We start from the raw sequence: 13,613 nt of genomic DNA on the forward strand, positions 1-13,613 counted from the left end.
CAGACTTCTTTCTATTTTTTTCTCTTCAATTAAAGGGGCACCTTATAAAGCTATTGATAGCCTTTTTATAAGAATGTACGGGAATTTATACATGCATTCCGTTTCTTGTTACTTTACACTTATACATGGCTTTCCCGCACTTCTCAGCCTTCTCCTTTTGGCTTTTGCACTTATACACGGCTTGTGCGCAGTTCCCTGGCTTTTCTCTCTCTGTTTTGCGCATATACTCGGCTTCCGCGCAATTCCGTGATTTTTCTCCCTTATTTTTGCGCGTATATGCCATTTGCGGCAGTTCTCCGGTTTTTCCCTCTCATTTTTGCGCGTATACACCGCTTGCGCGCAATTCCGTGATTTTTCTCCCTTGCTTCTGCGCGTATATGCCATTTGTGCGCAGTTCCCTGGCTTTTTCCTCTCATTTTTGCGCGTATACACCGCTTGCGCGCAATTCTGTGATCTTTCTCTCTTACTTTTGCGCGTATATGCCATTTGCGCGCAGTTCCCTGGCTTTTCCCTCTTGCTTTTGCGCGTATACACGGCTTGCGCGCAATTCCGTGATCTTTCTCCCTTACTTCTGCGCGTATATGCCATTTGTGCGCAGTTCCCTGGCTTTTCCCTCTTGCTTTTGCGCGTATACACGGCTTGCGCGCAATTCCGTGATCTTTCTCCCTTACTTTTGCGCGTATATGCCATTTGCGCGCAGTTCTCCGACTTTTCCCTCTTGCTTTTGCGCGTATACACCGCTTGCGCGCAATTCTGTGATTTTTCTCCCTTACTTTTGCGCGTATATGCCATTTGCGCGCAATTCCCTGGCTTTTTCCTCTCATTTTTGCGCGTATACACGGCTTGCGCGCAATTCCGTGATTTTTCTCCCTTACTTTTGCGCGTATATGCCATTTGTGCGCAGTTCCCTGGCTTTTCCCTCTCATTTTTGCGCGTATACACCGCTTGCGCGCAGTTCTCCGACTTTTCCCTCTTGCTTTTGCGCGTATACACCGCTTGCGCGCAATTCTGTGATTTTTCTCCCTTACTTTTGCGCGTATATGCCATTTGTGCGCAGTTCCCTGGCTTTTTCCTCTCATTTTTGCGCGTATACACCGCTTGCGCGCAATTTCGTGATCTTTCTCTCTTACTTTTGCGCGTATACTCGATTTACGCGCAGTACTCAGGCTCTTCCTTCTTCTTTTTGCGCGCATATACTATTTACGCGCAGTTCTCTCTTATTCTCTTTCACTTTTACACAAATAGGATCCACGGCTCGTGCGCAGTTCCCATTCTACCTTCTATTCGGCATCATCCTTCTAACAGCTCTCGCCACTTTTGTAGTTAACCAATGGCTCTAGATAAAGCTTTTTTCCCTTATCAACCTTATCAACCTCTTAATCTACAAAAAAAGCTAACCAAATTGGTTAGCTTTTGTATCAGTTGCCTTTTCCTTTGAGTCTTTTCAATAAGGGCTGGTAGTCTTTGCCGAGTAGACCGATCAGTTCGGCAAATAATTCGAGCATGACAAGGACAACGGCTATTAGTAAGATGGCTCCCCATACTTTTGCTTGAGAGAAGATAATGGCAATCATGCCAAAAGTAGCTGCCATCGCGTAAATTAATAAGACTGTTTGGCGATGGGTAAAGCCTGCATTCAATAAGCAATGATGGAGATGTGATTTATCTGGTGCTGATATCGGTTGTTTGTTTAAAATCCTTCTAAATATCGCAAAAATCGTATCGGATAATGGGACACCTAAAATTAAAATAGGGATAATAAACGAAATCACTGTTACATTTTTAAAGCCGAGCAATGACAAGACAGCAATCATATATCCTAAAAAGAGAGCACCTGTATCACCCATAAATATTTTCGCTGGATGAAAGTTAAAGACAAGAAACCCGAGTGTAGCTACCATTAACAAAGAAGCCATGGCAATTACATACGTATTCCCCATGAATACAGCCATCCCAGCAATCGTAAATAGCGCAATCGATGATACTCCAGCTGCTAATCCGTCAAGACCATCAATTAGGTTAATTGCATTCGTCACACCAACAATCCATAAGATTGTAATAGGGATGGCAAAATAACCAAAGTCGATTCGATTATCGCCGAAGAATGGATTGTTAATAAATTCAACTTCCACATTTCCCCAAAAAACTACGATTAATGCAGCAGCAATTTGCCCTAGCAATTTATATTTAGCAGGTAATTGATATTTATCATCTAACATACCGATTACAACGATGATAAATGCACCGACCATGATTGGGATATGCACTTCTTTATTTGGTGAGAAGATTAGCACACCGAGCATGAAGCTTAAATAAATTGCTAAACCACCTAAACGAGGCATCACTTTTTCATGGACTTTTCGATTATTTGGTTTGTCTGTTGCTCCTATCTTAAAGGCCAGTCGTTTTACCAGCGGTGTTAAAAGAACGGAGCATATAAAACATAATATTAAGGTCAAATAAATCATAAAGACCCTCCTTATGGATAGCATGCCCCTCTTTCACACTTGGAACCAGGCATAATTTACAAATTCGTACAAATGTATATCGAACCTATTATATCATAGTTGTACCATTTAAAAAGGTACTTTTTTTGACAAAATCCGCAAGATTTATGTCCAATTTTTGTAGGCGTCCATCACATTTTCCCGAAAATGCTCCACGCTAAACCACCTTGATGCATGTTTATAGAGATTTTCACCGATTTTTTTCAAGGACCCTACATAATGGGCATTTATCGCCTCTTCAATTGCCAGAGCTAATGCGTCCACATCTTTCACTGGAACAAGCCAGCCATAATCTTTCGATGGAATCAATTCACAGACTCCACCAACATCGGTTGAAATCACCGGCTTTTTCGCTCTTGCTGCCTCTAATAAGACAATTGGAAAATTCTCACTTAATGATGATAATAGATGAAGATCTGAAATTTGTAATAAGGCATCAATATCCTGTCTATATCCTAGAAATTTTATTTGTTTAGCTAATCCTTTGTTGTTCACAAAAGCTTTTAATTCTTGTTCTAAAAAGCCATCTCCTATTAAAAGGAGTTTGACCTGAGGTGCTTTAGCCATGACACGGCTGATGGCTTCTAAGGCAATCCGATGGCCCTTTACAGGTGTGAGTCTCGCCACCATAGCAATCACAAAATCATTCGCCTCAAGCCCTAACCCTTTGCGTTCAAGCGTACAAGACTGCATTTGTCTGTTAAAATCTATGCCATTGAAAATAGTCTTCACTTTACTCCCATCCACACCATGTGAGAGCAAGAGCTCTTTAGAACGATTAGAAATGGCGAAATAATAATCAGGGTGCTTCAAAAGCCATAAATGCAACTTAGTAAAGGCTTTTCCTTTCAAGCCCTGATTAAGAAAATCATCATAGGGATTGCTATGTAATGTTGTCACCCACTTACATTCTCGGTAGGTTTTTTTTAGCAAATAACCGTAAAGATTTGCTCGCGCACCATGTGTATGAATCATGGTCATTTGTTCTGCTTCAATATATTTCTTTAAACGCTGAATGACTGATAGATCATATCTTTTTTTCGTAGCGAAAAGCTTTACGCGAATCCCTCGCTCTAGTGCCTTCTGATAAATCGGCCCAGGTTCAAAAATCCCTAGCGTAAAAACAGTAGGGTCACTATTCTCTAATAAATCAAGAATATGTGTCATGCCCCCACCTGTATCATTCCCTGCATTTAAATGGAGTACTTTCATCGTTGATTCCATCCTTCTTCATAGTATCAGACGGAACAGCTTAGAAAATAGTTGCAGATTCTAGGGATTTTACATCAATCTCGCTTTCTGGATTGCCGTACTTGCTTCACAAATTGAGGTAAAACGAGCACCCTTCTCCAACGAGAGGGCTGCTTCAATAGGCGGTAAAACCACTCTAACTTAAGGTTTTGCCAAAATTCAGGCGCTCGTTTCATTTCACCAGATATAATGTCAATCGTGCCACCGACCCCCATGAATAACCCTTTAGAGAAGCGATGATAATTAGTGGTAATCCATTCTTCCTGACGTGGAAAGCCTAAAGCAACCAAGACGATATCTGGCGCTTTAGCTGCTACTTCTTCAGCCACTTGCCCATCTTCCCAATCAAAATAACCATTATGTCTACCGACAAGGTTAATTCCCGGATAATCTTTTTCTATATTTTCAGCTGCTCTTTTATTTACTTGTTCCCTTCCTCCGAGAAGATATACATGCCAGCCTTTTTTATTTCCTTCTTCTAATAAGGACATTGTTAAATCAAAGCCTGTTACACGCTCTTTTATCGGCTTTTGAAGCATATTAGCAGCAAGTAGAATCCCATTACCATCAGGCACCACGTAATGAGCAGACTGAATGATCTTTTGATAATCTTTATTCTCTTTGGCATACATAACGATTTCCGGGTTCGCTGTCACAACAAATGTTTTTTCTTGTTTATCTATATGGTTGGTTAAAATGGATTCCATTTCTGCAAAGCTTGTATTAATAAAGGGAACCCCAAGTATATTTACGTAATCATGACTCATTTTATAACCTCAATCTTTATCTTAATAGTCGGTGTTTTAGTTTATACCGTTCTGATTATACTAATAATAAAAAGCACTTTTCCTTAAAGGAGATTCATGATGAAAAAACAGCTTATCCAAGCTGCGGGACTCATAACAGGTATTGCAATCATTAGTAAGGTTCTGGGTTTTGTAAGAGAATTGCTTATGGCCTCTTATTTCGGTACTTCAACAGTGGCTGATGCTTACTTTGTAGCATCCATTATCCCTGTTTTATTATTCTCAGCAGTTGGCATGTCCATTACAACAGGTATCATCCCTCTATATGCTGAATTAAAAAAACAGCATTCACTAGAAGCACGAAACGTAGTAGGGGTACTTACGACTTTATTCCTCATTCTTGCATTAGCGATTACTGTCATCGCAATTCTATTCACCCCTATCATTACCCAATGGATGGCACCAGGGTTTACCGAAGAACAGTGGTATGTAACAAATGTATTAACGATTATCATGCTACCAAGCTTCTGCTTCTACGTTTTATCTGCCGTTTCAACTGGCATTTTAGAATACGAAAAGGAATTCGCACCACCAGCAATGGGAGCCATCCCGCAAAATATCCTGATTATCATTAGTATTGTCGTACTCTCACAGTTCTATGGGATATACGGTGTAGCCATTGCCACTTTGTTAGGAGCCATTAGTCAATTTCTTGTACAATACCCATTTATAAAGAAGTATAAAGTAATTCGACTTAATTTTCATTTTAAAACCTATTCTCTATTCATTAAAAGAACCTTTTTTTCTTTTATGCCATTAATTATTACGTCCATTGCTTTTCAGTTTAATACAGTCATTGATCGCTTTTTTGCATCTGGATTGATAGATGGTAGTGTTTCAGCGTTAAACTATGCAAACAAGCTGATGTTTCTGCCATTAAGTATCATTCTCCTATCCTTTATCACCGTGTTGTTTCCATCCATTATTGATACGGCGGCAGAGAATAAGAAAGAGCTTATACCACTGATCATTAGCGGTATGACGATTATTAGCTTAGTAGGCATACCTATTAGTGCGGTCATGTTAATAGAAAGCCGGACATTAATTGAAGTAGCTTATGAGAGAGGCGCATTCAATACGAACGCTACTACTATAACGAGCATTGCCTTTTTCTTTTATTCCATCGGTATGATCGCAATCGCATTAAAGGAATTTTTAAATCGTTCATTTATTGCCTTACAAAATGAGAAAATGACCATGATAGCTGCAATCGTCTCTATTATCGTCAATATCATTTTTAGTTTGATTTTAACACCTTTAATGGGCATTGGTGGTGTAGCCTTGGCTACTTCTATCAGCATGGTCTCACAGACGGCTGTTTTGCTATATTTTTTACGGAAGGAATTAGACATACCGAGAAAAGAGATGAAGGATTTATTATTTTCTCAAGGGAAAGTACTCACGATGTTCTTACTCGTAACTGGCGTTCTTTTCGGCTTACATAAGCTCTATCATTCCTACTTACCAGCACTGCTGTCGATATCAGTGACAACCTTCATCGCCGTCATTTTCACTATACTAGTCGCTACATTATTGAGAATATCCGAAATGGAAAAGTTGACTGAATGGGCAAGGACACTCAAGAGAAAATTCTAACATAATCAATCAAACGTTTGTTTAAAAATTGCGTTCATTCGAAATGTGCAGCTTGAGAATTCTTAGTTCATAGAATTCTCAAGCTGCACGTATTGGATTCCACAGGCTAGCCAAGCCATTAGTACAGCTAAATAAATACTCACACCAGGCGCTGTTAATACATGACCAGCGATAAAAGCGATACCAAGACCTAGAGCTATTCCAGTGAGTACTAAAATGACCTCTAAGTCCATCATTCGTTTCATATTTTGAAATGCTTGTTTAATCAATTGCCAAAGCATATAGACAAAGGGCAGCAAATATAAGCTAAACCCTATCATTCCTAATGAATAGAATAAATCTAAAAAATCCATCTCAATCGTTTTAGCTTCATCCGTAAAGTTGCCACCATAACCCATGCCAAAAAGCTTTTGCATCCAAGGCGCCTCTTGAAAATAAGCTTGATACTCTTCCCAGTAAGTTTCCCTGCCGCTATAGACAATGTTATCCTTTTGTTCACTTGTTATCACTTGTGTTTTCCCTTCTTCTTTTGAAACACCAAGCCAATCAAGCTGTAGCTCCATGTTATGGGCAACTGGAGTATATGGTGTCATAAGAATAAAAACAACAAACAAAATGCCAAGTGTAACTAATTTAGTTCTTTGTATGTATTCTCTTTTTACCAAACGAAGAACAATAGAGGTACCAATGCTGATAAGCAATGTAATCAAAATCGCCCCATAACCCACTTTCGTCCCTAAAGCCAGCAACCCATACATAACCGTGAGTAATCCTACCATTAACCACCACGAACGTTTTAAAGCAAAATATAGTACAACCGGTAACCCCATAGCCAAAATGGCTCCAATCTCATTGCCAGCATAAAACCAGCCAACATGACCACTCTTCCAATAATCATAACTAGGAAACGCAGTATCAGAAAGCCCCGCCACCGTCATCATCGCCCCAGTCAAAATCACAGCTATCATCAAATAATAGAGCGGAGAAATCCTAAACCCTCTGCGAAAAACCACTAGAAAGAATAGAAAACAGACAACAAAATAAACATTTTTCAATAACCATTTCAGCTCAGTTCCCCACATAAAAACAGGTTTCATCGTAAACTGAACCCCAATCGAAATCACAATAAACAAGCCAAATAACAACAGATAGCCTAAAATCACGGGTTTTCTTACATATGATGTAAATAATAAGTAAACACATATAAATAATAAGAAACAAAAACGCATCGCTAAACCAAGCGTAAATGCCTGATCATTCAAACGAATAGACAAAGATGTAAGCACATCAATAATTGGCTGTAATAACAAAAAAAGCATACTCAGCCACAACACCTTATTTCTCTTTTCAGTCTTCAGCATAAATAAACAACCTCACTGGTGGAATTTGTATGGTTTTAGTATGTGAGGAAATTGGGAATTTACTATAAGAGGTGCAAAATATGTTCATTAGATTTTCCCGTACTATTTTAGAAAAGAGAAACATGTAAACACAAAAAACCGAGGGTATTCCCCTCGGTATAGTCATTATTTAAATTGCTGTAGTAAATCATAAGAAGAAGTATAAACTTTTGCTTGTTTTGCATTTGTAAAGGTTAAATAGTCACCGTAAATCCAACCTTGTTTACCATTAACTGAAATGCGATACCAAGTTGTATCATATGGATAACTGCCATTAGTTTTTACATCCGTGTTATATCCTAATACAATCACTTCAGTTGAAACTTTTAATGTGCCAATGACATTACTATTATTATTAACATAAGGGAACGATCTCCAATTCGCATTGGTGTTGATTGTTGCCTTCGTACCAGCCGGCATGTTTTTAACAACATCTGATGGATATGGCTTGCCTGCTGGAATATCCCTACTCCAATTACCTGATGGTGCAGGACCATTGCTCGTTACAACATTTGTAGACGAGTAGTACTTAGCGTCATACGGCTGTAAATCTTCCATTAACCGAGCAATTTTATTTTGCCAATCTTTATCCGTAGCATATTTCACATTCATGCCAATTAAGTCTGGTCCATTGTACCATTTACCATTAGGAGTTAAATAATCGGATTTCACTTGGTACGCTACATTACTAATACTATCTTCTACACTATCAAAATAGTAACCGCAAGTGAATGGACAAACATCATACGCCCCATATCCATATAAGTTATTTTTATAATCGAACAAGTTGGATTGCTTTCCCCAACCAGTCTCTAAAATTGTATGCGCTACTAAGTAAGTTGCGTTTACCCCATATTTATTTTGAACATTAATAAATTCTTGGGCATAATCCTTTAACTTACTATCCCCATGACCTTTGCGATCAAATAAAGCTTTGATTTCCTGTACAGTCAGCTTTGCAGGTTTTCTTAAGTCAAGATTGAGATAACCTGGTTTTTCTGTACTGAGGTCATCTTTGTGGATGTAGCCTGTTACCCAATTTCCGTTTACAGAAACAGTAGCCCTGTACCATTCTGAAGTAAATGGATAAACTTTTAGTAAATCACCTTGTTTGTATTTTTTAATTGCACTAGAAGATTTTGACGCAATGTTATATACGTTCAAAGTGTCTGGCACTGCATATAATCGTACATCCTTCGTTGATTGCGAAGCATTTTCTACATGACTAGCTGCAATATAACCTGTTTGTTTTTTCCCATTCACATAGACCGTTGCCTTATACCAACCACTAATAAAGGATTCATATTTCAATATGCTACCGATCTTATATGATTTCCATGTACCGGAAGTTACATTCGCCATTTTATAAATAGGAGTAGATGATTTCAATGCCACCCCTTGATAAGTAGCAGGATTTTTTACAGGGATTTCCACATCAGAGGCATGGATATATCCTGTTTGTGGCTTGCCACCAATATAAACAGTAGCCTTATACCACCCTGTAATAAATGTCTCAAATTTTAATAATGTTCCTTTAGCATATGACTTATGGGAACCAGAGCTTCTAGAAGCACTTTTATACACATTAACAGAATCTTTCGATGCTACGCCATGTAATGTTTCTGGATTAGTTGTAGGTAAGGAAACATCTGAAGACTTTATGTACCCAGTGGTTGCTTTACCATTAATATAGACCGTGGCAGAATACCATCCAGAAATAAAACTTTGGAACTTCAAGATACTACCTTGTGAATAGGTTTTTAAAGTTTTAGAACTTGTAGTTACTTGTTGATAAACTTTTGTTGGTGATTGTAAACCTACACCCTGATAAGTATTTGGCTGAGAAGTAATATTTTCTACATCACCTTTGTATATATAACCCGTTTGCCATTTTCCATTTACAGAAACGGTAGCCTCATACCAACTTGAAGTTAGGGTAGTATACTTCAAGACGCTTCCAGTATTATATGATCTTAGTACACTTGCATTTTTTGATGCCTTAGAATAAACCTTTGTAGTTGTAGTTGCTACTCCTCGAAGTGTTTTCTTATCTTGAATGTTCTCTACGTCTGTCTTTTTAATGAAACCGTCGCGCCACTTTCCATTTACTGATACAACCGCTTTATACCAATCGTTATTATAAGCTTCATATTTCAGGATTGACCCTTGAGCATAATTTTTTAAAGGCTTGGCACTTTGATTAGCGCTATCATAAATTACAGTCGGGCTTTTAAGTGCAGCACCATAGAGTGTTTGACTGACAGTTGCAGCAAATGTAGACATTCTTGCTTTAGGCTCTACAACCTCTTCTTTTTCTACTTGGCTAACTTCCAATTCTCCATCGAGATCTTCACTTGGTGTACTTTCTTCCATCTCAATAGAATCAGTTTCTTCTAAAGAGGAAGCGTTGTCCTCAGGTTCTTCTACTGTTAAATCCTTACTTTTATCTAAGTTTTCTTGTGAGTTGTTTTGAGGAACCTCATGGTCTTCAGCCACATCGATTTCTTCCGTTTCGCCTGGCTCATTCTTTGCCTCTTCATCATGATTGTTTAAATCAAATAGCCTTGCTTCGCGGAATTCATTCGCTTCCGCTTTTTCTACAATTCTACTATTCTCTATATAACCTTGTTTTGTTTCTGTTTCATCCTCAAAAGAATATTCTACAAAGGAAAAATATTGTCCCCAGTTTAATACCAATACTTCAGAATCATCTTTTATAGTAAATAAAACTTCTGATTCACTATTTTCTTCTTCATAGACAGAAATATCACCATCAATTTCTTCAGCAAATACCATTGCCTCATATGTTTCAGGTAGAGATTCCGCTTTAACAAACGAAATATTCTGTGGTATACTCTGTAAAATTAATAGCAAGACTAAAAAACTAACAAATATTTTTTTCACTACTTTTCCCCCATGTAAATCTATACTTTATCTTAGGGATACATGTAGCGGTCCTTACATAACTATCAGATTTACACTTGAAGCAAATATTTAATTTTTCAAAAAACCGGTAGCTATCATAAGAGATTTCCTCTACACGCCCACCTAATACTAAATAAAACTCTACACCTCCTAAACTCACAAAATTCACTTTACCAAAGCCATTGACTAGTAACCAGCATTACTTTTAATATCGACAATTTGTCTTATATTTTTACAATTTTTTATAGATTGCAGTTCTTTTAACCTGGTCATACAGTGTTTGAATATGAAATAATAGGGAAATAAATTATAATATGGTTAAAATCACAGTGCTAAGGAGTACAAATAAAATGACAAGTATAAATAGAGCACATGCAAGAGAACTTCTAAACAGTAATAAAATTAGCATCGTTAACTATTCTAATAAACTAATGAGCAAATTCTTTAAAAAACAAGAAAAACTAATTACAGTTATTACTGCTGCATATAATGCAGAAAAATCACTAGAAAAAACGATACTTTCTGTTGTAAATCAATCTTTAGATTCAAAACATATAGAATATATAATAGTAGATGATTGTTCTACAGATAATACAAGAAATATTGCCCTGAGCTATGCTGAAAAACATAAAAATATAACTGTCGTAACACTATCAACTAATACTGGATCACCAGGAACACCCAGAAATATAGGACTTGAATTATCTAATAGTAAATATGTAACATTCTTAGATTCTGATGATTGGTTTGATACAAACGGATTAGAAAATTTATTAAACATTTTAGAAGAAACGAATGATGATTATGTTGTAGGTAAAACGATAAAGGTGAAAGATAAGTCTCTAAGTATTATTGGAGAATACGCATCTGTGAAGGAGAGAAGGTCAATATCTCCATTCGATATACCTCACTTTTTCTATCATATGGGCCCAACTGCTAGAATGATGAAATTGAGTATTATTAATCAAAATGATATTGGATTCCCGGATGGAAAGTTTGGGGAAGATAAACAATTTTTCTTTGATTTTTTAACAGAATGTAATAATGTATCAACAACTACAAGGCCAATTTATTATGTAAATAGAATGGAAGAAAATAATCAATCTCTTACTAAAACTACTGAAATTCTTGATAAAAGAAAAGCCGATTTAAATGTAATCGAATTCCTTAAGCAAAAGAAATTACCATTAGAATACGAAAAAATTGCCCTAAATCGGATTTATGAGTATGACTTTATGAGAATATTCGAAAGCACTGAATTTCTTAAAGCAAAAGATAAGACACCATTTATTAATATTCTAAAAGATATGTATGAAACTACTTTTAACCTAGAGTATAACTTCATAGATAACTTTGAAAATCCTCTATTCAAAACCGCATTCAAATTATATACGGATAATAGAATAGGAGAATTCATTCAACTTTTTGAATGGAATAAGAGAGATACAAATAAAAAATACCTAATTAAAGATGGACTCCCTTACTATGAAGTACCGTTCTTAGAAGAACCATTTAATCTCATTAGAATACCTATGTTTTCCCGGGCCCTTGATTCATATATTGTTAACAATAAATATCACCAAACCTTTGAAATATACGGCGACAATTTAAAAAATGTTCAATCGATATTAATAAGAGACAGAAGTAATGTAGAAAATGATTTGATTGTATCAATAGAATGGATTGATAACAATATTGGGAAGTTCATTGTACCATTAGAAGATTTAAAAAAAATGGATAACTCACTATTTACAGTCTTTATCAGATATAATGATTATCAGATTATTAATATTAAAAGAATTTTACACAACCAAGTAACATATCAAGATAAAACAATTAAATTTTATTCTACTATTGCTAATAATCTTGGACTTTCAATAAAGGCAAAATAATATATCCTTATTTAAACAAAAAAAGCTGAAAAAATTCAGCTTTTTTTGAATACCTTTTCTACTACTTTGCGACTTGATTCACCATTTTCTAAATAACAAAACCTTTGATAAAAAGAGTTATATTGTATATTACTATCCACTTGATTGAAATGCTGAATTTGCTTTATTACTTCTTCTGTTGTTTTTACTAATGGACCAGGTGCTTCTCTTTCAAAATCAAAATAGAATCCTCTTAAGTTATCCCTATAACTATCAATATCATACACATAAAAAAGCATCGGACGCTTTAAATTAGCATAGTCAAAAAATACTGAGGAGTAATCAGTGATTAATATATCAGAAATTAAATATAATTCTCTAATGTCCTCATGCTTAGACACATCTCGAGCAAACCCTTCGTATGCGCTTATATCCATGCTCTCAGCTACTAGATAGTGCATTCGCATAAGAATAATATATTCATCCCCTAATATTTCTTTCATCTTCTGCAAATCCAGTTTAAGATTGAACTTATACTTTCCAACTTCGTAATACTCATTATCTCTCCATGTAGGTGCATATAGTATTACCTTTTTGTCTTGAGGAATATTTAATTGCAATTTTAAATGTTGGATGGTTGATTCGTTATTATGTGTATATAAATAATCATTTCTTGGATATCCAGTTTCCAGCATTTGTTTACTAAAATCAAAAGCACGTTCAAATATTTCTGAAGAATACTGGTTAGGCGAGACTAAAAAGTCCCACCTCTTTGACTCATTTAAAAAATTTCTTTTATATTTTTCTGTTGTCGTACCTGGCATATGCACTTCATCCATATCTGCTGCTAATTTCTTTAATGGTGTCCCATGCCATGTTTGTAAATAGACAGTATGTTTCGGTTTTGGAATCCATCCTGGCGTTCTACTATTGAAGACCCAGTACTTGGCCCTTGCCATTGCAATTAGCCACTTGATTGAAAACCGATTCAATGTTTTTAAACCTTTTTCTGAAAATGCTGTATGATATCTCGGATCTACACTCCAATACATATCATAATCTGGATAATTCTTTTGTAAATACTCAAATATCGCTCTTGGGTTACAACTGTATTGTTTTCCAAGGTAACTTTCAAATATAATTAACTTCTTTTTGGCTGGTAACAGACCTATTAATTGAAAAATCACTTTATATAGTAGCTTAATATAACGTGATCTTTTTACCCTCGTTAAAAACCTTTTGATCATTTTATTAAAC

General features: G+C 36.2%; 8 protein-coding genes and 1 pseudogene. 2 read left to right on the forward strand and 7 right to left on the reverse strand.

The features are described from left to right. Positions 1 to 260 precede the first annotated feature (260 nt). The 4 genes from MKX78_RS20930 to MKX78_RS20945 all read right to left on the reverse strand — a co-directional run bounded on the left by MKX78_RS20930 (position 261) and on the right by MKX78_RS20945 (position 4,525). Positions 261 to 1,193 carry a hypothetical protein gene (locus tag MKX78_RS20930; protein ID WP_341052218.1) on the reverse strand — a complete coding sequence of 311 codons (933 nt, stop codon included), beginning with the start codon at positions 1,191 to 1,193 and terminating at the stop codon, positions 261 to 263. A 225-nt stretch (positions 1,194 to 1,418) separates the two neighbouring features. Then, entirely contained in the window at positions 1,419 to 2,468 is a 1,050-nt protein-coding gene (locus tag MKX78_RS20935; protein WP_307319514.1) for an MraY family glycosyltransferase, read from the reverse strand. 144 nt (positions 2,469 to 2,612) lie between these two features. Further along, entirely contained in the window at positions 2,613 to 3,719 is a 1,107-nt protein-coding gene (locus MKX78_RS20940) for a glycosyltransferase (RefSeq protein WP_341052220.1), read from the reverse strand. 74 nt (positions 3,720 to 3,793) lie between these two features. Then, positions 3,794 to 4,525, reverse strand: a complete 732-nt coding sequence (locus MKX78_RS20945) for a WecB/TagA/CpsF family glycosyltransferase (protein ID WP_095371816.1) — start codon at positions 4,523 to 4,525, stop codon at positions 3,794 to 3,796. Between the two features lie 99 nt (positions 4,526 to 4,624). Between MKX78_RS20945 and murJ the strand changes: the two genes are divergently transcribed. Continuing rightward, the gene (murJ, locus tag MKX78_RS20950; RefSeq protein WP_307319521.1) at positions 4,625 to 6,160 is read left to right on the forward strand and encodes a murein biosynthesis integral membrane protein MurJ; all 1,536 of its coding nucleotides are present in this window, start codon (positions 4,625 to 4,627) and stop codon (positions 6,158 to 6,160) included. A gap of 62 nt (positions 6,161 to 6,222) precedes the next feature. Here murJ and MKX78_RS20955 read toward each other — a convergent pair whose 3' ends face one another. Both MKX78_RS20955 and MKX78_RS20960 read right to left on the reverse strand, forming a co-directional pair. Further along, entirely contained in the window at positions 6,223 to 7,521 is a 1,299-nt protein-coding gene (locus tag MKX78_RS20955) for an O-antigen ligase family protein (RefSeq protein ID WP_307319524.1), read from the reverse strand. Between the two features lie 165 nt (positions 7,522 to 7,686). Beyond that, the gene (locus tag MKX78_RS20960; RefSeq protein WP_341052226.1) at positions 7,687 to 10,464 is read right to left on the reverse strand and encodes a glucosaminidase domain-containing protein; all 2,778 of its coding nucleotides are present in this window, start codon (positions 10,462 to 10,464) and stop codon (positions 7,687 to 7,689) included. Positions 10,465 to 10,835: 371 nt separating this feature from the next. Between MKX78_RS20960 and MKX78_RS20965 the strand changes: the two genes are divergently transcribed. Continuing rightward, the gene (locus MKX78_RS20965) at positions 10,836 to 12,377 is read left to right on the forward strand and encodes a glycosyltransferase family 2 protein (RefSeq protein WP_341052228.1); all 1,542 of its coding nucleotides are present in this window, start codon (positions 10,836 to 10,838) and stop codon (positions 12,375 to 12,377) included. A gap of 35 nt (positions 12,378 to 12,412) precedes the next feature. Here MKX78_RS20965 and MKX78_RS20970 read toward each other — a convergent pair. Beyond that, positions 12,413 to 13,597, reverse strand: a pseudogene (locus MKX78_RS20970) (CDP-glycerol glycerophosphotransferase family protein); the annotation flags it as partial. Positions 13,598 to 13,613 lie beyond the last annotated feature (16 nt).

This window comes from Cytobacillus sp. FSL R5-0569 (assembly GCF_038007265.1).
In the GTDB taxonomy this organism is placed as follows: domain Bacteria; phylum Bacillota; class Bacilli; order Bacillales; family Cytobacillaceae; genus Cytobacillus; species Cytobacillus kochii.

What these genes read in the sequence shown, in the direction of transcription:
- MKX78_RS20930 (WP_341052218.1), bottom strand. Translation starts at nt 1,193, where the DNA reads ATGCGCGCAAAAAGAAGAAGGAAGAGCCTGAGTACTGCGCGTAAATCG.
- MKX78_RS20935 (WP_307319514.1), bottom strand. Translation starts at nt 2,468, where the DNA reads ATGATTTATTTGACCTTAATATTATGTTTTATATGCTCCGTTCTTTTA.
- MKX78_RS20940 (WP_341052220.1), bottom strand. Translation starts at nt 3,719, where the DNA reads ATGAAAGTACTCCATTTAAATGCAGGGAATGATACAGGTGGGGGCATG.
- MKX78_RS20945 (WP_095371816.1), bottom strand. Translation starts at nt 4,525, where the DNA reads ATGAGTCATGATTACGTAAATATACTTGGGGTTCCCTTTATTAATACA.
- murJ (WP_307319521.1), top strand. Translation starts at nt 4,625, where the DNA reads ATGAAAAAACAGCTTATCCAAGCTGCGGGACTCATAACAGGTATTGCA.
- MKX78_RS20955 (WP_307319524.1), bottom strand. Translation starts at nt 7,521, where the DNA reads ATGCTGAAGACTGAAAAGAGAAATAAGGTGTTGTGGCTGAGTATGCTT.
- MKX78_RS20965 (WP_341052228.1), top strand. Translation starts at nt 10,836, where the DNA reads ATGACAAGTATAAATAGAGCACATGCAAGAGAACTTCTAAACAGTAAT.